At 70.9% G+C, this 16943-nt stretch carries 19 protein-coding genes; 8 read left to right on the forward strand and 11 right to left on the reverse strand.

The window, feature by feature from the left end:
- The first annotated feature begins 43 nt into the window (after positions 1–43).
- Entirely contained in the window at positions 44–1570 is a 1527-nt protein-coding gene (locus tag AB0M99_RS33065; RefSeq protein WP_365927072.1) for a ricin-type beta-trefoil lectin domain protein, read from the forward strand.
- 68 nt (positions 1571–1638) lie between these two features.
- Here AB0M99_RS33065 and AB0M99_RS33070 read toward each other — a convergent pair whose 3' ends face one another.
- A complete protein-coding gene (locus AB0M99_RS33070; RefSeq protein WP_365927074.1) occupies positions 1639–2403 on the reverse strand; it encodes a glycerophosphodiester phosphodiesterase in 765 nt (254 codons plus the stop codon).
- 53 nt (positions 2404–2456) lie between these two features.
- Between AB0M99_RS33070 and AB0M99_RS33075 the strand changes: the two genes are divergently transcribed.
- Positions 2457–2825 carry a hypothetical protein gene (locus tag AB0M99_RS33075; RefSeq protein WP_365927076.1) on the forward strand — a complete coding sequence of 123 codons (369 nt, stop codon included), beginning with the start codon at positions 2457–2459 and terminating at the stop codon, positions 2823–2825.
- Between the two features lie 48 nt (positions 2826–2873).
- Here AB0M99_RS33075 and AB0M99_RS33080 read toward each other — a convergent pair whose 3' ends face one another.
- The gene (locus AB0M99_RS33080; RefSeq protein WP_365927078.1) at positions 2874–4541 is read right to left on the reverse strand and encodes a fumarate hydratase; all 1668 of its coding nucleotides are present in this window, start codon (positions 4539–4541) and stop codon (positions 2874–2876) included.
- A gap of 150 nt (positions 4542–4691) precedes the next feature.
- Between AB0M99_RS33080 and AB0M99_RS33085 the strand changes: the two genes are divergently transcribed.
- The gene (locus tag AB0M99_RS33085; protein ID WP_365927080.1) at positions 4692–5393 is read left to right on the forward strand and encodes a DUF1707 domain-containing protein; all 702 of its coding nucleotides are present in this window, start codon (positions 4692–4694) and stop codon (positions 5391–5393) included.
- Positions 5394–5711: 318 nt separating this feature from the next.
- Complete coding sequence (locus AB0M99_RS33090) at positions 5712–6080, forward strand: WhiB family transcriptional regulator (RefSeq protein ID WP_365927107.1); 369 nt, start codon at positions 5712–5714, stop codon at positions 6078–6080.
- 123 nt (positions 6081–6203) lie between these two features.
- On the opposite strand, the gene glpX is transcribed toward AB0M99_RS33090, so the two are convergent.
- Positions 6204–7235, reverse strand: a complete 1032-nt coding sequence (gene glpX / locus AB0M99_RS33095; RefSeq protein WP_365927082.1) for a class II fructose-bisphosphatase — start codon at positions 7233–7235, stop codon at positions 6204–6206.
- 204 nt (positions 7236–7439) lie between these two features.
- Here glpX and AB0M99_RS33100 point away from each other — a divergent pair, with 204 nt between their 5' ends.
- Entirely contained in the window at positions 7440–7967 is a 528-nt protein-coding gene (locus AB0M99_RS33100; RefSeq protein WP_365927084.1) for a DUF4245 domain-containing protein, read from the forward strand.
- A gap of 142 nt (positions 7968–8109) precedes the next feature.
- On the opposite strand, the gene AB0M99_RS33105 is transcribed toward AB0M99_RS33100, so the two are convergent.
- The 4 genes from AB0M99_RS33105 to AB0M99_RS33120 form a co-directional block, all read right to left on the reverse strand.
- Positions 8110–8700 carry a malonic semialdehyde reductase gene (locus tag AB0M99_RS33105; protein ID WP_365927086.1) on the reverse strand — a complete coding sequence of 197 codons (591 nt, stop codon included), beginning with the start codon at positions 8698–8700 and terminating at the stop codon, positions 8110–8112.
- A gap of 97 nt (positions 8701–8797) precedes the next feature.
- The gene (locus AB0M99_RS33110; RefSeq protein ID WP_365927088.1) at positions 8798–9037 is read right to left on the reverse strand and encodes an exodeoxyribonuclease VII small subunit; all 240 of its coding nucleotides are present in this window, start codon (positions 9035–9037) and stop codon (positions 8798–8800) included.
- A 91-nt stretch (positions 9038–9128) separates the two neighbouring features.
- Entirely contained in the window at positions 9129–10424 is a 1296-nt protein-coding gene (gene xseA / locus AB0M99_RS33115) for an exodeoxyribonuclease VII large subunit (RefSeq protein WP_365927090.1), read from the reverse strand.
- Between the two features lie 9 nt (positions 10425–10433).
- Positions 10434–11831 (reverse strand): APC family permease, encoded by a 1398-nt coding sequence (locus AB0M99_RS33120; protein ID WP_365927091.1) that lies wholly within the window; start codon positions 11829–11831, stop codon positions 10434–10436.
- Positions 11832–11949: 118 nt separating this feature from the next.
- Between AB0M99_RS33120 and AB0M99_RS33125 the strand changes: the two genes are divergently transcribed.
- Positions 11950–12942, forward strand: coding sequence for a 4-hydroxy-3-methylbut-2-enyl diphosphate reductase (locus AB0M99_RS33125; RefSeq protein ID WP_365927093.1), 993 nt, complete (start codon positions 11950–11952; stop codon positions 12940–12942).
- A 21-nt stretch (positions 12943–12963) separates the two neighbouring features.
- Positions 12964–13719: a polyphosphate--glucose phosphotransferase gene (gene ppgK, locus AB0M99_RS33130; protein ID WP_365927095.1), complete on the forward strand. Its 756-nt coding sequence runs from the start codon at positions 12964–12966 to the stop codon at positions 13717–13719.
- A gap of 26 nt (positions 13720–13745) precedes the next feature.
- Here the strand turns inward: ppgK and AB0M99_RS33135 are convergent, their stop codons facing one another.
- Positions 13746–14183, reverse strand: coding sequence for a DUF6542 domain-containing protein (locus tag AB0M99_RS33135; protein WP_365927109.1), 438 nt, complete (start codon positions 14181–14183; stop codon positions 13746–13748).
- Between the two features lie 231 nt (positions 14184–14414).
- On the opposite strand from AB0M99_RS33135, the gene ychF reads away from it, so the two are divergent.
- Positions 14415–15503 (forward strand): redox-regulated ATPase YchF, encoded by a 1089-nt coding sequence (gene ychF, locus AB0M99_RS33140; RefSeq protein ID WP_365927097.1) that lies wholly within the window; start codon positions 14415–14417, stop codon positions 15501–15503.
- 134 nt (positions 15504–15637) lie between these two features.
- Here ychF and AB0M99_RS33145 read toward each other — a convergent pair whose 3' ends face one another.
- From AB0M99_RS33145 to AB0M99_RS33155, 3 genes are read right to left on the reverse strand one after another with little or no spacing between them, the layout of a single operon-like run.
- A complete protein-coding gene (locus tag AB0M99_RS33145) occupies positions 15638–15901 on the reverse strand; it encodes a type II toxin-antitoxin system RelE/ParE family toxin (RefSeq protein ID WP_365927099.1) in 264 nt (87 codons plus the stop codon).
- Positions 15894–16163 carry a type II toxin-antitoxin system Phd/YefM family antitoxin gene (locus AB0M99_RS33150; protein WP_365927101.1) on the reverse strand — a complete coding sequence of 90 codons (270 nt, stop codon included), beginning with the start codon at positions 16161–16163 and terminating at the stop codon, positions 15894–15896. Before AB0M99_RS33150 ends, AB0M99_RS33145 begins: the two co-directional genes overlap by 8 nt.
- Before the next feature lie 40 nt (positions 16164–16203).
- On the reverse strand, positions 16204–16809 hold the full coding sequence (locus tag AB0M99_RS33155) for a DUF4145 domain-containing protein (RefSeq protein WP_365927103.1): 606 nt from the start codon (positions 16807–16809) through the stop codon (positions 16204–16206).
- Between the last annotated feature and the right edge of the window lie 134 nt (positions 16810–16943).

Below are 16943 nucleotides of genomic sequence, written 5' to 3' on the forward strand. Positions count from 1 at the left end.
ACCAGTAAATACCGGGGGTAACACCGATCTCGGGGAGGCCTTCATGGCGCGCACACGCACGAAACCAAGGCTCAGATCTACCTTCGCCGCCGTCGCGGCGGTCGCGGCCGCCCTCGGGGGCGTCACCGCCATCACCCCCATGGCCCAGGCGGCAGCCCCCGCCGCAGCCGTCACCCCCCTGTCGCCCGAGCTGGAGGCCATCCGCGCCGCGGAGGCCACCAGGATCTACGGCGACCCGGCGATCCGCCCGGCGGGCGAGCGCAAGACCGGACTCATCTCGCTCGGCGACAGCGAGATATCGGGCGAGGGCGTGGGCAACTACGACCCCGCGACCAACACGCCGAACAACCAGTGCCACCGCTCGCCCGACTCGGCGATCCACCGCACCGGCATCCCGGCCGACCTGACCTTCAACGTGGCCTGTTCCGGCGGGTACACCGGCAACATCCGGATCGGCGGCAGCAAGCAGTACGCCGACGAGCTGGTGCAGAGCGACAGCCTCGCCATCAAGGCCCGCAACACCAGGATCAAGATGGTGCTGCTGGTCGCCGGCGCCAACGACGACCTGCAGTTCGGCCCGGTCATGACCGACTGCGTGACCCGCTGGGTGCTCAGCCAGGGCACCTGCGAGCCCAAGTACGCCCCCGGGTGGCAGGCGCGCGTCGACGGCCTGAGGCCCAAGGTGGAGTCCACCATCGCGGACCTCAAGACGGTCATGCGCGACGCGGGCTACGCCGACTCGGACTACAAGCTCGTCGTCATGGGCTACCCCAGCCCCATCGGGCCCGACTTCTACGACAACCCGAGCTTCCCCGGCAAACTGCCCGGCGGCTGCGCCGGGTACGACTCCGACGCCACCTGGGGCCGCAACTACGCGGTGCCCACCTTCGAGAAGGGCATGCGCGCCGCGGCCCGCGCGGCCGGCGCCACCTACCTGGACAACTCGCGGCTCTTCAACGGCCACGAGGTGTGCATGGAGGACACCTGGGCCCGCGGCCTCTACCTGGACCTCGGGGACCACTTCCCGTGGGACGAGAACACCGCCCGCCAGTCCTTCCACCCCAACTACCGGGGCCACGGCGCGTTCGCGTCCTGCCTGACCCAGCTCTACGACTCCGGCCTGCGCGAGGCGTCCTGCGCGGACCCGGCGAGCACCGGCACCCCCGTCCTGCAGGCCGGGGCGTGGGACGACCTGTACAAGCCGCTCAAGAACGAGGCGACCGGCAACTGCCTCGACTCCTTCGGCGGTGCCAGCGCCAACGAGACCAAGGTCGTCGGCTGGGACTGCCACGGAGGCCGCAACCAGGGCTGGTGGTACGACGCGGCCCGCAAGTCGATCCACATCGAGCTCACCCACGACCGCTGCCTCGACGCCCCCGGCGCCAACTACGGCAGCGGCACCGGCCTGATCATCTGGAACTGCCACGGCGGCGCGAACCAGCAGTTCGTCCGTGACGGTGCCACGATCCGCCCCGCGGCCGCCCCGGGCATGTGCCTGACGGTGTCCGCCCCGCACGAGCCGCTGCGACTGCAGACCTGCAACGGCTCGGCGAACCAGCGCTTCGCGTAAGCGTTCCGCGGGACCTGAACCGCCAGATCCGAACCCCCCACACCCGGCCGGCGCACCCCGGCCGGGTGTCACATGTCGTTCAGCAGCTTGCGCACCTCGCGCGGCCGGTTGGTGATGAGGGTGTCCACCCCGAGCCGCACGCACAGCTCCACGTCCTCGGGCTCGTCCACGGTCCACACCCGTACCGCCAGCCCCCTGGCCCGGAGCCGGCCCACCAGCCCCGGATCGCGCCGTACGAGGTCGATCCCCGGGCCCGCGTGGGTGGCGTACGGCGGCCGGACCGGCCGGACCCGGCGCTCGATCAGGTACACGGAGGGCAGCCCGGGCGCGAGCCGGTGCATCCGGGTCAGCGCGGCGCGGGAGAAGCTCATCACCTCGACGCGCCCGGCGGCCCCGTCGGCCAGCCCGTACTGCCGCAGCATCCGCACCAGTTCGGCCTCCAGACGGCCGCCCGCACGGGTCGGGTGCTTGGTCTCGACGGCGAGTCCGACCGGGTAGGGCGCGGCCAGCGCCTCCTGGAGCAGGTCCTCGAAGAGCAGCACCCGGGCCCCGGCGTGCCCGGGCCCCTTCCACGCCCCGAAGTCGAGGGCGCGCAGCTCCTCGTACGTCATCTCCGAGACGACCCCGCGCCCGTCGGAGGTCCGCTCGACGCGCCGGTCGTGCACGCACACGAGCTTCCGGTCGGCGGTGAGCCGCACATCGCACTCCAGCGAGTCGGCTCCGTCGGCGATGGCCTGCCGGTAGGCCGCGAGCGTGTGCTCGGGGTGCGCGTGGGAGGCCCCGCGGTGGGCGACCACGCGCGTGGCGCGGGCGGTGGGCAGCAGCTGCGTCATGGGGGAGACGTTAACCGGGTGCGGTGGAGCCCCGGGTACCGCATCATCCACGGATGGTCGAATTCTCCGTGACATTGCATGGCGAACCCTGCGACTCCTGCCACAACCGGGTCTGGCAGCGCCTGATAGACGGCCGGCTGCGCTGGTACGAGTCCTCGCACTGCACCGACCCGGCGAACGGGTACGAGACCAGCGGCGGCGGCTGGGGCCCGCCCCCGCCGTGGATCCGCGAGCGGATCATCGCCGAGGAGGGCGCGGTCCGCCTCGCCGTAGGCGGACCGGACGGCGTCCCCCTGGCCCTCGTCCGCGAGCTGTACGCGCTCACGCTCCCGCAGCTGCGCGAGGCGCGCGTACACGGCCTGGCCGCGACCCCGCTGGAGGCGGAGCTGCTGCGGGGGACGCACGGCGGGCCCCGGCGGTGATGGTCACCCCCGGGGCCCGAAGCTGCCGGACCGGTCCCGGCCGGGGCGTTACGCCAGACCCGGGCCGCGGACCGGGATGTGGGTGAACGTCGGCTCCGGGGCCGGGTTCTGGAAGAAGTCGTTGCCCTTGTCGTCCACCACGATGAAGGCCGGGAAGTCCTCGACCTCGATCTTCCAGACCGCCTCCATGCCGAGCTCCTCGTACTCCAGGACCTCGACCTTCTTGATGCAGTCCTGGGCCAGGCGCGCCGCCGGGCCGCCGATCGAGCCGAGGTAGAAGCCGCCGTGCGCACCGCACGCGTCCGTCACCTGCTGGGAGCGGTTGCCCTTGGCCAGCATGACCATGGAGCCGCCCGCCGCCTGGAACTGCTCGACGTAGGAGTCCATCCGCCCGGCCGTGGTCGGGCCGAAGGAGCCCGAGGCGTAGCCCTCGGGGGTCTTCGCGGGGCCGGCGTAGTAGACCGGGTGGTCCTTCAGGTACTGCGGCATCTCCGCGCCCGAGTCCAGCAGCTCCTTGATCTTGGCGTGCGCGATGTCGCGCGCCACGACCAGCGGACCGGTCAGCGAGAGCCGCGTCTTCACCGGGTGCTCGGTGAGCGTCGCGAGGATGTCCGCCATCGGCTGGGTCAGGTCGATGGAGACGACGTCCGAGGCCTCGTCCAGGTGCTCGTCGGTGGTCTCCGGCAGGAAGCGGGCCGGGTCGCGCTCCAGCTGCTCCAGGAAGACGCCCTCGGCGGTGATCTTCGCGGTCGCCTGGCGGTCCGCCGAGCAGGACACCGCGATGGCCACCGGCAGCGACGCGCCGTGGCGGGGCAGGCGGACGACACGGACGTCGTGGCAGAAGTACTTGCCGCCGAACTGCGCGCCGATGCCGATCTTCTGGGTCAGCTCGAAGACCTGCTGCTCCAGGTCGAGGTCGCGGAAGCCGTGGCCCAGGGCGGAACCCTCGGTCGGCAGCTCGTCCAGGTAGTGCGCCGAGGCGTACTTCGCGGTCTTGAGCGCGTGCTCCGCCGAGGTGCCGCCGACCACGATCGCCAGGTGGTACGGCGGGCAGGCCGCGGTGCCGAGCGAGCGGATCTTCTCCTCCAGGAACTTCATCATGGAGGCCTCGTTGAGGACCGCCTTCGTCTCCTGGTAGAGGAAGGACTTGTTGGCCGAGCCGCCGCCCTTGGCCATGAAGAGGAACTTGTACGCGCCGCCGTCGGTCGCGTACAGCTCGATCTGCGCGGGCAGGTTCGAGCCGGTGTTCTTCTCCTCCCACATGGTGAGGGGGGCCATCTGCGAGTAGCGCAGGTTCAGGCGCGTGTACGCGTCGTAGATGCCGCGGGACAGCGCCGCCTCGTCACCGCCCTCGGTCAGGACGTTCTGGCCGCGCTTGCCCATCACGATCGCCGTGCCGGTGTCCTGGCACATCGGGAGCACGCCGGCCGCCGCGATGTTCGCGTTCTTGAGCAGGTCCAGGGCGACGAACTTGTCGTTCGCCGAGGCCTCGGGGTCGTCGATGATGCGGCGCAGCTGCGCGAGGTGCGCGGGGCGCAGGAAGTGCTGGATGTCGTGGATCGCCTCTTCGGCGAGCTTGCGCAGCGCCTCCGGCTCGACCTTGAGGAACGTACGGCCGTCGGCCTCGAAGGTCGAGACGCCTTCGGAGGTCACCAGCCGGTAGGGGGTGGCGTCCTCGCCCAGGGGCAGCAGGTCGGTGTACGCAAACTCTGGCATGACGGCAGTCATTCCTCACTCGGCAGACAGCGCTGACGACCAATTGGCAGCGCGGTTAACCAGCGTAGGACCTCCGCCGCGGGCTGTGTCTGTGAGGTAAGGCTCACTGGCCAGTATCGCGATCTATCGTGTCTCGCTATGCTGGGTCCCGTGGACCTGGAAAAGCACCCCGCCGCCCCTGCCGCTCCCGCCGCCCCTGCCGCTCCCGCCGCGCCGGCCCCCGCCGAGCTGCGCGCTTCCGACGCGGACCGGGACCGGATCGCCGCGATCCTGGCCGACGCCCTCGCCGAGGGCCGGCTCGACGCCGAGGAGCACTCCGAGCGCCTGGACTCGCTGTACGCCCTGAAGACGGTCGGCGAGCTGGAGGTCCTCGTACGGGACCTGCCCGCGCCCGGCGGCGCCCCGCAGCCGGGCGCGCACGCCGGGCCCGCGGGGGTCCCCGCCGGCGGGCCCGCCGAGACCGTCGTCGCCGTGTGCAGCAGCTCCGCCCGCAAGGGGCGCTGGCGCCCGAGCGCCCACACCCGCGCCGTGTCTGTCATGGGTGACATCACCATCGACCTGACCGAGGCCGTCTTCGAGCAGCAGGTCACCGAGATCAACGTGACCTGCGTCCTCGGCAACGTCGAGGTCCTGGTCCCGGAGAACGTCACCCTGCGCGGCTACGGCAGCGGGGTCCTCGGCAACTTCGAGGTGCGCGGCGAGGCCCGCGCCGTGACCGACCCGCAGGCCCCGGTCGTGATCGTCCGCGGCTTCGCCCTGCTGGGCAACATCGAGGCCCGGCCCAAGCTCGGCGCCCGGCTGGTCGACCTGGCGCTGAAGATGCGCAAGCGCCTGGAGGGCGGCCAGGGCTGAGGCCGCGGTCGGCCACCGCCGGCATACCCGCCGACGGCACCGCCGAGGCCGTCGCCGAGCCCCTGCGCGGCTTCGCCCCCGGTCTCCTGCCCGGCGCCCGCGGCCGCGCTCCCGGCTGGGCGCCGCCGGGGGCGTGAGGACGGCGCGGGGTATGCACGGGGGCGTCGGATTTCGGTCGAACCTCCCTCGCCCCGCGGCACGCAGTGCATAGGGGGGCGTACAGCGGGTAGGGACTGGTGCATCGTCTCTCGCTCGCGTATACGTCGTCAGGAGTAGACCGTGCCGCATCCGCCGCATCAGTCCCTGCAGGTAGCCGCCATAAAAAGCCTCCAGGGGCTCGGGGCGCGCCCGTCAGCCGTACCGAAGCCGCGGGTGCCGGCGAGGGAAGAGGACGGCCCATGGCACGCGGAGGCGGTGTGCCGGAGGGACGAGGCGGGACTCTTCTTCGCCCCCTCCAAGGAGCCGACCGCGGCCAGGCTGTCGCGCGAGGAGGCCGCCAAGCGGGTCTGCGCCCGCTGCCCCGTGATGGTCGCCTGCCGGGAGCACGCGCTGCTCCAGCCCGAGCCGTACGGGGTCTGGGGCGGGCTCACCGCCGCCGAGCGGCGCGTGGTGCTGGCACGCAGGCGGCGCCGCGCGGCGGAGCTGCGCCAGGGGCCCGCGGCGGGCCCGATCGCCGCCGCGGGCTGAGCCGGGCCGGGCCGTCCGCCCGGAGCCCGTACGCGGAGCCCGCAGGGGCGCAGCCGCGCAAAGACACGCCGAAGGGGCGCTTCCCCCGCACAGGGAAGCGCCCCTTCGGGTTCGGGCGGGGTCCTACAGGGCGCGGTCGAAGTCGATCGCGCTGTAGGCCCGGAGCTTGGAGAGCCGGTGGGTCGAGTCGATCTGCCGGATCGTGCCCGACTTCGAGCGCATGACCAGCGAGGACGTGGTCGCGGTCTCGGAGCGGTAGTGGACGCCGCGCAGCAGCTCGCCGTCCGTGATGCCGGTGGCGACGAAGAAGACGTTCTCGCCGGAGACCAGGTCGTTGGTGTGCAGGACCCGGTCCAGGTCGTGGCCCGCGTCGATGGCCTTCTGGCGCTCGGCGTCGTCCTTCGGCCACAGCTTGCCCTGGATGGTGCCGCCGAGGCACTTGATGGCGCAGGCCGAGATGATGCCCTCGGGGGTGCCGCCGATGCCGAGAAGCAGGTCCACGCCGGTGCCCTCGCGGACCGCCATGACCGAGCCCGCGACGTCGCCGTCCGAGATGAACTTGATCCGGGCGCCGGTCTCGCGGATCTCCTTGACGATGCCCTCGTGGCGGGGGCGGTCCAGGATGACCACGGTGACGTCCTCGACGGCCATCTTCTTGGCCTTGGCCACCCGGCGGATGTTCACCGAGACGGGGGCGTTGATGTCGACGAAGTCGGCGGCCTCGGGGCCGGTGACCAGCTTCTCCATGTAGAACACCGCGGACGGGTCGAACATGGTGCCGCGGTCGGCGGCGGCCAGGACGGCGATCGCGTTCGGCATGCCCTTGGCGTTCAGGGTGGTGCCGTCGATCGGGTCGACGGCGATGTCGACCTCGGCACCGGTGCCGTCGCCGACCCGCTCGCCGTTGAACAGCATCGGGGCTTCGTCCTTCTCGCCCTCGCCGATGACGACCACGCCGTTCATCGAGACGGTGGAGATCAGGGTCCGCATCGCGTTGACCGCGGCGCCGTCGGCGCCGAGCTTGTCGCCGCGCCCGACCCATCGGCCCGCGGCCATGGCGGCGGCCTCGGTGACCCGGACGAGTTCCAGGGCGAGGTTGCGGTCGGGGGCCTCCGGAGAGACTTCGAGCTGGGGCGGCAGGTTGTGCTCGGTCATCGGAGCGCACCTTTCTGTACGGCGACGGCCGGGAAGTGAGGGTGCTGGAACTCTATCGGTACGTCGACAAATTGAGCAGAGCGGGTCACGTATGAGCGGAATATCGGTCAGGCGATTGGCCTGAGCGGACAGATCCGGGGGCTCTTCTGTCCGCCGCGCCGACCCCGGCGGTGATCGCCGCCGACCATGCGGGACGATGGTGCGATGGCAGGTATGAAGGGGAAGCAGACGGTCTGGGACATGGTCCGGTCGCTGGTCGTGATCGGTCTTCTTGTCGGCGGGATCTACCTGTGCATCCCGCACGACGACAAGGCCGACCCGACGCGCGTCGTGGACTACCGGGTCGAGGTGATCACCGCCCGCCGCGCCGCGCCGTATCCGGTGGCGGCGCCCGTGGGGCTGTCGGACTGGCGGGCGACCTCGGTGGACTTCGTCCGCAAGGACGCCAACAGCTGGCACCTGGGCTTCCTCGACCCGCATAAGCAGTACGTGGCGGTCGAGCAGTCCACGGACACCTCGGACAAGTACCTCGGCAAGGTCACCCAGCGCGCGACGGCCACGGGCCGGACGCAGCAGGTGGGGGACACGGCCTGGGAGCGCTGGGAGGGCGAGAAGTACGACGCCCTCGTGCGCCGGGAGCAGGGCTACGTCACCGTCGTGACGGGCACGGCCTCCTACGAGCAGCTCGGCGTGATGGCGGCGGCGCTGGAGTTCAAGCAGGGCGACAAGTAGCCGCCCGGTCGTCGTAGCCGCCGTCGTCGCTGCTGCGGCGGCGGCGTGCGCGGAACGTACGCGGAAGGCCGCGCCCCCGGAATCCGGGAGCGCGGCCTTCGCGTGTGCCTGCGGGTACTGCCGTCGGTGTCGGACGGTGGTGTCAGACGGTGGTGATGACCTGCTCGGAGGTCAGGCGCGGGCTGCGCGGGAGCCAGGCGTCCTCGCCCGGCTTGCCGATGTTGACGACCATCAGCGGGGTGTGGTCGTCGTCCAGGAACTCCTTCTGGAGACCGGCGAAGTCCAGGCCCGTCATCGGACCGGCGGCCAGGCCGGCGGCGCGGATGCCGACGATGAAGTAGGCGGCCTGCAGCGAGGCGTTCACCAGGGCGGCCTGCTCGCGGACCGGGCGCTCGGAGAAGAAGGCGTCCTTGGCCTGCGGGAAGTGCGGCAGCAGGTGCGGGAGCTCCTCGTGGAACTCGTTGTCCGCGGAGAGGATGGCGACCAGCGGCGCGGAGGCGGTCTTGGCCTTGTTGCCGTCGGCCATGTGCCGCACGAGGCGCTCGCGGGCCTCGGGGGAGCGGACCAGGGTGATGCGCAGCGGGGTCGCGTTGAAGGCGGTGGGACCGAACTTCACCAGGTCGTATATCGCCTGGACCTGCTCCTCGGTCACCGGCTCGTCGGAGAACGAGTTGGCGGTACGGGCCTCGCGGAACAGGAGGTCCTGAGCGGCGGAGTCAAGAACGAGAGACATCGGAAAGCCTTCTTCCATACGGAGGTGAAGCGATGTCCCAGACTCTACGGGGCAAATAGATGAAACTTCAACTAAATCCCCCCGGGGGTGAGCGACCTCACTCCTCGTCCGCTCCGGCGCCCGTCTGTGCCCCCGTGTCGCGGGCCGCCAGCGCCGAGTCGAGCCGGGCACGGGCTCCCTCCAGCCAGTGCCGGCACACCTTCGCGAGCTCCTCGCCGCGCTCCCAGAGCGCCAGCGAGTCCTCCAGCGAGGTGCCGCCGGCCTCCAGCTTGCGGACGACCTCGATCAGCTCGTCCCGAGCCTGCTCGTACCCCAGCGCCGTTTCGGTCTCGGCCATTCCCGCTCCCACCTTAAATGTGTCCTACGAAGAAATTGTTGCGGCAGTGTGTCGTCCTCAGGGGCTCCGCGAGGGCCCCTGAGCTGGGTCTCTAGGCCGGGTCGACGCCCTGGGCAGCGCCCGATCCGTCGCCCGATCCGGTGTCCGGGTCGGCGCCCTGGTCGGCGCCCTGCGCGTCGGCCGTCGCGACCCGCACCGCGAACTCGCCCTCCGCCACCCGCGCCCGCAGCTCGTCGCCCGCCGCCACGTCCCGCGGCGAACGCACCACATGCCCGTCCGCCCGCTGGAGCACCGCGTACCCGCGCTCCAGCGTCGCCGCCGGGGACAGCGCCACCACCCGGGCCAGGGTGTGCGCGAGCTCCGAGTCCGCCCGGTCCAGCAGGTGCCCCAGCGTGCGCCGGCCGCGCGCCAGCAGCGCCTCCACCTCGGCCTCGCGGGTCTCCACCATCCGCTGCGGATGCACGAAGACCGGCCGCGCCAGGGCGTGCGCGAGCCCCCGCTCCTCCCGGTCGAGCAGCCCCCGCACCGCGCGCAGGCCCCGGCCCTGGAGCTGGCGTACCCGCTCCAGCTCCTCGCCCACGTCCGGGACCACCTTCTTCGCCGCGTCCGTGGGGGTGGAGGCCCGTACGTCCGCGACCAGGTCCAGCAGTGGGGAGTCCGGCTCGTGGCCGATCGCGGAGACCACCGGGGTGCGGGCCGCCGCGACCGTGCGCACGACCTCCTCGTCGGAGAACGGCAGCAGGTCCTCCACGCTGCCGCCGCCGCGCGCCACGATGATCACGTCCACCTCGGGCAGGGCGTCGAGCTCCTTGACCGCCTCGATCACCTGGGGCACGGCATTGACCCCCTGGACGGCGACGTTGCGCACCTCGAAGCGGACCGCGGGCCAGCGGCGCCGCGCGTTCTCCAGTACGTCGCGCTCGGCCGCCGAGGCCCGCCCCACCACCAGCCCGATCAGCTGCGGCAGGAAGGGCAGAGGCTTCTTGCGGTCCAGCGCGAACAGCCCCTCGCCGGCGAGCGACCGCTTGAGCCGCTCCAGCCGGGCCAGCAGCTCACCGATGCCGACGGGCCGTATCTCGGTGGCCCGCAGGGACAGCTGGCCGCGCGGGGCGTACCACTCCGGCTTGGCCAGTACGACGACCCGCGCGCCCTCCGTCACCGAATCCGCGACCTCGTCGAAGACCTGGCGGAAGCAGGTCACGCTGAGGGAGATGTCATGTGAAGGGTCGCGCAGCGTCAGGAACACCACCCCCGCCCCCGGCCGCCGCGAGAGCTGGGTGATCTGCCCCTCCACCCACACCTGGCCGAGCTTGTCGATCCAGCCCCCGATGAGCCGGGACACCTGGCCGACGGGCAGGGGCGCCTCCGCCGATGTATTCAGACCCATGCACGCAGGCTAGCCGCCGGGACCGACACCGGAGCCGGGCCCGGCTCGTCCGTCGCTCGCGCGTCGGCCGCGCTGGGACACCAGTACCCCCAGGCCCACCGCCAGCCACACCGCCCCCACGACCTGTGCCGTCCACGCCGCCTCGACGATCACGGCCACGGTCACGGCGGCTCCGAGCACCGGGACGACCAGGTGCTTCCACCAGTTCGGGGGCCCCTCCATCCGCTTGGCCACGAACCAGCCCACCACCGAGGCGTGCAGCAGCGTGAACGCGACCAGCGCCCCGACGTCCACGACGGAGACCAGGTGGTCGAGCCCGTCGTCGCGCCGGGCCGCCCACACGGCGGCGATCAGCGTGACGGTGGCCGCCACCAGCAGCGCCGGGCGCGGGGTCCCCTGCGAGGTTCCGGCCAGCACGCGGGGCAGCCGGCGCTCCCGGGCCATCGCGAAGAGCAGCCGGCCCGCGGCGGCCTGCCCGGCCAGCGCCGCGAAGGCCGCGCCGATCGCCTTGCTGGCCGCGACCAGGTCGTGCAGCCAGGGCCCGACGGAGGACTCCACCGCGTTGTAGAAGGCCGGGCCCTGCCGCGCCGGATCGGCCGCCAGCTCGGCGGCGGACACGGGCATCAGCAGCGCCGCCAAGTAGGTCTGCGCGATGAAGAGCACCCCGGTCAGCGCCAGACAGAACAGCACCGCCCGGGCCACCCGCGCCGAACCGCCCGTCACCTCCTCAGCGAAGGATGCGATGGCGTCGAAGCCCAGGTACGAGAGCACCGCCACCGACACGGCGCCCAGTACGGCGGCCGTGGAGAAGCCGAGCGAGCCGTCGCCGGTCAGCGGCGAGAGCCAGCCGCGTCGGGCCCCGTCCCGGACCAGTACGGTCACCGCGGAGACCAGGAACACCAGCAGGACCAGGATCTCCATGGCCAGCACGGCGAAGCCGACGCGCGCGGCAGCCCGTACGCCCCACAGGTTGAGCAGCGTCGTGATCACGACCGCCAGCGCCGTCCACACCCACCGGGACACCTCCGGGACCAGGGCGTTCATCGCGATCCCGGAGAAGAGGTACGCCACCGCCGGGATCAGCAGGTAGTCGAGCATCGCCATCCACCCGGCGATCAGCCCCGGACCCTCGCCCAGGCCCTTGCGGGCGTACGTGAAGACCGAGCCCGCCTGCGGGGCGACCCGCACCATCTGCGCGTACGAGAAGGCCGTGAAGGCCATCGCGACCGTCGCGGCCAGGTAGACGAGGGCGACGGCGCCGTGCGACTTGGCGTCGAGCGTGCCGAAGACCCCGACGGGGGCCATGGGGGCGATGAAGAGCAGCCCGTAGACCACCAGGTCCCGGAATCCGAGGCTCCGCCGCAGTGCGGGCGCCGTCGCGGGATCCGTGTCCGTAACGGACGCCATCCGTCCTCCGGGTGATAGGGGTGAGCGGCAGGTGGGCGACAGGGTGACAGGTGGGACGGGCTTTCGCCCCAGTCTGTGCCGTACGGGGGACGGCGGGCCTCCTGGAGACCCCCGTACGATGGAGCCTATGACTGCTTCCGCTTCCCGCCGTGTCCTGCTCGCCGCCCCGCGCGGCTACTGCGCGGGCGTGGACCGAGCCGTGATCGCTGTCGAGAAGGCTCTCGAGCAGTACGGTGCGCCGGTCTATGTCCGCCACGAGATCGTGCACAACAAGTACGTCGTTCAGACGCTGGAGAAGAAGGGCGCCATCTTCGTCGAGCGGACGGAAGAGGTCCCCGAGGGCTCCATCGTGATGTTCTCCGCGCACGGCGTGGCGCCGGTGGTGCACGAGGAGGCCGCGCGCGGCAGGCTCGCGACGATCGACGCGACGTGCCCGCTGGTCACCAAGGTGCACAAGGAAGCCATCCGGTACGCGAACGAGGACTTCGACATCCTCCTCATCGGCCACGAGGGCCACGAGGAGGTCATCGGCACCTCCGGCGAGGCCCCGGACCACATCACGATCGTGGACGGCCCGGACGACGTGGCACGGGTCGAGGTGCGCGACGAGTCGAAGGTCGTCTGGCTGTCGCAGACCACGCTCTCGGTCGACGAGACGATGGAGACGGTCGACGCGCTGAAGACCAAGTTCCCGCTGCTGGTCTCGCCGCCGAGCGACGACATCTGCTACGCCACCTCGAACCGGCAGGCCGCCGTCAAGGTGATGGGCGCAGACTCCGACCTGGTCATCGTGGTCGGCTCCAAGAACTCCTCGAACTCGATCCGGCTGGTCGAGGTCGCGCTCGACGCCGGCGCGCGCGCCGCGTACCTCGTCGACTTCGCGAGCGAGATCGACGAGGCCTGGCTGGAGGGCGTCACCACCGTCGGCCTGACCTCGGGCGCCTCGGTGCCGGAGGTCCTGGTCGAGGAAGTCCTGGAGTGGCTCGCCGCGCGCGGTTACGCGGACGTGGAGATCGTCAAGACGGCCGAGGAGTCGATCGTCTTCTCGCTGCCGAAGGAACTGCGCCGCGACCTGCGCGCCGAAGCGGCCGCACTGGTCGCCGAGAAGTAGCCCCTTTCGTACGGTGTGTCCATGCAGATTTTCGGCGTGGACATCGGCGGTTCCGGGATCAAGGGCGCTCCCGTGGACCTGGACCGTGGCGACCTGGCGCGCGAGCGCCACAAGGTACTGACACCGCAGCCGGCCACCCCCGAGGGGGTGGCCGGCTGTGTCGTCGAGGTGGTGCGCCACTTCGACTGGGACGGCCCCGTGGGGGTGACCTTCCCGGGGGTGGTGACCGGCGGCGTGACCCGGTCGGCGGCCAACATGGACAAGTCGTGGATCGGCGTCGACACGGCGGCGCTGCTCTCGCGGAAGCTGGGCGGCCTGCCGGTCACGGTCCTGAACGACGCGGACGCGGCGGGGATCGCGGAGAGGTCGTACGGGGCCGCGGAGGGGCGGGACGGCACGGTCATCCTGCTCACCCTGGGCACCGGGATCGGCAGCGCGCTGTTCGTCGACGGAAAGCTGGTCCCGAACACGGAGCTGGGCCACCTGGAGCTCAAGGGCCACGACGCGGAGACCCGGGCGTCGGTGAAGGCCAAGGAGGACGGGGACCTGACGTGGGAGCGCTGGGCCCACCGGCTCCAGAAGTACCTGGCCCACGTGGAGATGCTGTTCTCCCCGGACCTCTTCATCATCGGCGGGGGCGTCAGCCGCAAGCCGGAGAAGTTCCTGCCGCTGATCCAGGGCATCCGGGCCGACATCGTCCCGGCGAAGCTCCAGAACAACGCGGGCATCGTGGGGGCGGCGATGGCGGCGCGGCCGCCGAAGGGCCGCCGGAGCTAGGTCCTGCCGCCCACCGGGCCGTTCACCTAGGGGGCTCGCCCGGGCAGCCTGCGCCTGCCGATCAGCACGGCCTTGCGTACGACCGCGATCAGCGCGGCGATCAGCGTCCCGGCGTACAGCCAGCCGGCGTGCAGGGACAGCGCGGACACCAGACCCATGAGCTGGCCGCCGAAGCCGCCGGAGCCGCCCGCCACGGGCCACACTCCGGCGGCGAAGGCGATCGGCGCGGAGATCGGCGCGGTGATCAGGTCGGCGGGCCGCACCCACAGCGCGGTCGCGGCGGCCACGGGCAGGAACAGCAGCCCGTACACGAACAGCGAGGCGTCGAACAGCAGCCAGGAGATCCCGCCCGCCAGCGCCATGGCGGCGCACGCGAAGAGCCCGCCGCCGAGGCCGGTCAGGCGGGGCCGCGGCAGCCGGCGCGCGGGGGCGGGCCGCCGGGCAGCGGCGCCCTGCTCGGGCACGCCCGAGGCCGCCGCGGCCCGGGCCGCCGCCGGGCGGCCGCGCTGCGCCGGGGGTCGCTGCGGGTGAGCCGCCGGTTGCGTCCTGTATCGCTCCACCCTTCCAAAGTAGGCGGGGAGGCGGCCGGATCGGGCCCCGGACACGCGTACATCCAGCGCCGCTCCACGGAAAGTAAACTGTCCGGTGGCCCGCACCCGGGCCGCCGCCCCCTCCAGCTACGGGAAGTCGCCAACGTGTCGCTCACGATCGGAATCGTCGGCCTGCCGAATGTCGGCAAGTCGACCCTGTTCAACGCCCTGACCAAGAACGACGTGCTGGCGGCCAACTACCCGTTCGCCACCATCGAGCCGAACGTCGGCGTCGTCGGCGTCCCGGACAAGCGCCTGACCGTCCTGGCCGGCATCTTCGGCTCGCAGAAGCTCCTCCCGGCGACGGTCGACTTCGTCGACATCGCGGGCATCGTGCGCGGTGCGTCGGAGGGCGAGGGTCTGGGCAACAAGTTCCTCGCGAACATCCGCGAGTCGGACGCCATCTGCCAGGTCATCCGCGCCTTCAAGGACGAGAACGTCGTCCACGTCGACGGCAAGGTCTCGCCCAAGGACGACATCGAGACGATCAACACCGAGCTGATCCTCGCGGACCTCCAGTCCATCGAGAAGGCGGAGCCGCGCCTGACGAAGGAGTCCCGCCTCCAGAAGGAGAAGGTCGCGGTCCTGGCGGCGGTCGTCGAGGCCAAGAAGATCCTCGAAGCGGGCGACACCCTCTTCTCGAAGGGCATCACCAAGGGCACGGAGAAGGGCGACCTCCTCCACGAGCTGCACCTGCTGACCACGAAGCCCTTCCTCTACGTCTTCAACGTGGACGAGGACGAGCTGACGGACGAAGCCTTCAAGGCCGAGCAGAGCGCGATCGTCGCCCCGGCCGAGGCGATCTTCCTGAACGCCAAGCTGGAGGCGGAACTCGTCGAGCTCGACGACGACGAGGCCCTCGAACTCCTCCAGTCGGTCGGCCAGGAGGAGCCGGGCATGGCCACCCTCGGCCGCGTCGGCTTCGACACGCTGGGCCTGCAGACCTACCTGACGGCCGGCCCGAAGGAAACCCGCGCCTGGACGATCAAGAAGGGCGCCACCGCCCCCGAGGCGGCCGGCGTGATCCACACCGACTTCCAGCGCGGCTTCATCAAGGCCGAGGTCATCTCCTTCGAGGACCTGGTCGAATGCGGCTCGGTCGCCGAAGCCCGCGCCAAGGGCAAGGCCCGCATGGAAGGCAAGGACTACGTCATGCAGGACGGCGACGTGGTGGAGTTCCGCTTCAACGTCTGAGCGGATGAGATAACACCACGTCGCTGACGTGGCAAACATGCAGGTCAGAAGGGGTCGGACTCTATCGAGTCCGGCCCCTTCGTCGTCACCGTGCTGGATGGGTGCTGGATATTCTGACGGTTTGTCAGTGGAGATCAGGTCTCGTAAACGGTGGACCGGTGCCCCACGTGAACGACCCAGACCACGAGTTCTCCGTTGTCGAGCGTGTAGACGACGCGGTAGTCGCCGACGCGCAGGCGGCGTCGTTCGGGCTGGGATACGAGTGCGGTGGTGTTGAAGCCGAGGGGGTCGGTCTCCAGCTCGGTCAGCTTGGCCAGGATGCGCAGGGCCATGTCGCGAGGGATCTTCCGAAGTTCGGCCTGCGCCTCCGGGCGGAAGACGGTTCGGTACTCACTCACCGCGCGCCAGCGTCTCCCTCATGATGTCCTCGATCGGGATGCCAGGCGCGGGGCTGGCCATGCGCTCGTCGATGATCCGATTGATCTCGCGCTCTTCCCACTCCTGGTACTTGCGCAGCACCTCGATGGAGACCACGGCAGCGACTTCCTTGCCGCGGCGCGTGATCACCGTGGGCACGTCGTCGCGGTCCGCCCGCTCGACGACCTCCGCCAGGTGGGCGCGTACGTCGCGGATGGACTCTATGGGCAGTGGCTGCGTCATGCGCCCAAGGGTACCGAGTGTCCCATGTGTACACCACTCCTTATTGGGCAGGTGTGAGGCCCGTCGGTGACGCGAGGGAGATGGCCTCTGCAGCCTTCGCCAGCTGCCGAGCCTTCTGCTTGGAGGACTTCGCAGGGGCTATGAACACTCCGTCCAAGACCTGATCCATCAGTTCCAGTACCGCCTCCGCCTCGTCTGCGGTGAAGGGCTCGTCTACGAGATCGCCGTGTGCGATGTCGTTCCCGGCGTGCCTGATCTCGTCGGCGGCATCCTTCACGTGTGGGTAGATGTGTCCGCCGGCCAAGAGTTCTTCGATCTTCTTCATCAAGCTGCCACTTGTGATGCCTTTGCTCTTGGCGGCGGATTCGACAACAGCCCGAGAGAGGACGGCCGCGCCTTGGTGGACCCCGACGCTGTGGCACTTCCAGGCATCCGAGGCCGTCGCGGCGATCTGTGACGGAACGCTCTCAGGGTAGGTCTTGATCAGTGGGCTCTCGGGGTACCAGCCATTGGGTCGGAAGTCCTCAACCCGTGCCTGCCCCGAGCTCCCCCAGAGCTCGCCTTGGGCCAGCGAGAGGCCGCCGCAGCCAAGGCATCGATAAGCCAGCCAGCCGAGTCCACCGTGATCGACGAGAGTGTTGCCCATGGGTGCCATCTGGCACTTGTGCTCGCACCAGCCGCAGAGCGGTAGTTGTCAAGTCAAATGAGACGTTTGTGGTGCTATAAACCTTGTGGTTCGGGTTCTCTGCGTTTGGCTGGGTCGTTGATCCAGACCTGGCT

It is taken from the genome of Streptomyces sp. NPDC051183 (assembly GCF_040682455.1).
Taxonomy (GTDB): Bacteria; Actinomycetota; Actinomycetes; order Streptomycetales; family Streptomycetaceae; genus Streptomyces.

Bases quoted from the DNA above. Each gene is read 5' to 3' on its own strand.
- AB0M99_RS33120 (WP_365927091.1), bottom strand. From the start codon at position 11,831: ATGGCGTCCGTTACGGACACGGATCCCGCGACGGCGCCCGCACTGCGG.
- AB0M99_RS33105 (WP_365927086.1), bottom strand. From the start codon at position 8,700: ATGTCTCTCGTTCTTGACTCCGCCGCTCAGGACCTCCTGTTCCGCGAG.
- glpX (WP_365927082.1), bottom strand. From the start codon at position 7,235: ATGACCGAGCACAACCTGCCGCCCCAGCTCGAAGTCTCTCCGGAGGCC.
- AB0M99_RS33070 (WP_365927074.1), bottom strand. From the start codon at position 2,403: ATGACGCAGCTGCTGCCCACCGCCCGCGCCACGCGCGTGGTCGCCCAC.
- AB0M99_RS33150 (WP_365927101.1), bottom strand. From the start codon at position 16,163: ATGACGCAGCCACTGCCCATAGAGTCCATCCGCGACGTACGCGCCCAC.
- AB0M99_RS33155 (WP_365927103.1), bottom strand. From the start codon at position 16,809: ATGGGCAACACTCTCGTCGATCACGGTGGACTCGGCTGGCTGGCTTAT.
- ppgK (WP_365927095.1), top strand. From the start codon at position 12,964: ATGCAGATTTTCGGCGTGGACATCGGCGGTTCCGGGATCAAGGGCGCT.
- xseA (WP_365927090.1), bottom strand. From the start codon at position 10,424: ATGGGTCTGAATACATCGGCGGAGGCGCCCCTGCCCGTCGGCCAGGTG.
- AB0M99_RS33065 (WP_365927072.1), top strand. From the start codon at position 44: ATGGCGCGCACACGCACGAAACCAAGGCTCAGATCTACCTTCGCCGCC.
- AB0M99_RS33080 (WP_365927078.1), bottom strand. From the start codon at position 4,541: ATGCCAGAGTTTGCGTACACCGACCTGCTGCCCCTGGGCGAGGACGCC.
- AB0M99_RS33100 (WP_365927084.1), top strand. From the start codon at position 7,440: ATGGCAGGTATGAAGGGGAAGCAGACGGTCTGGGACATGGTCCGGTCG.
- AB0M99_RS33125 (WP_365927093.1), top strand. From the start codon at position 11,950: ATGGAGCCTATGACTGCTTCCGCTTCCCGCCGTGTCCTGCTCGCCGCC.
- AB0M99_RS33110 (WP_365927088.1), bottom strand. From the start codon at position 9,037: ATGGCCGAGACCGAAACGGCGCTGGGGTACGAGCAGGCTCGGGACGAG.
- AB0M99_RS33075 (WP_365927076.1), top strand. From the start codon at position 2,457: ATGGTCGAATTCTCCGTGACATTGCATGGCGAACCCTGCGACTCCTGC.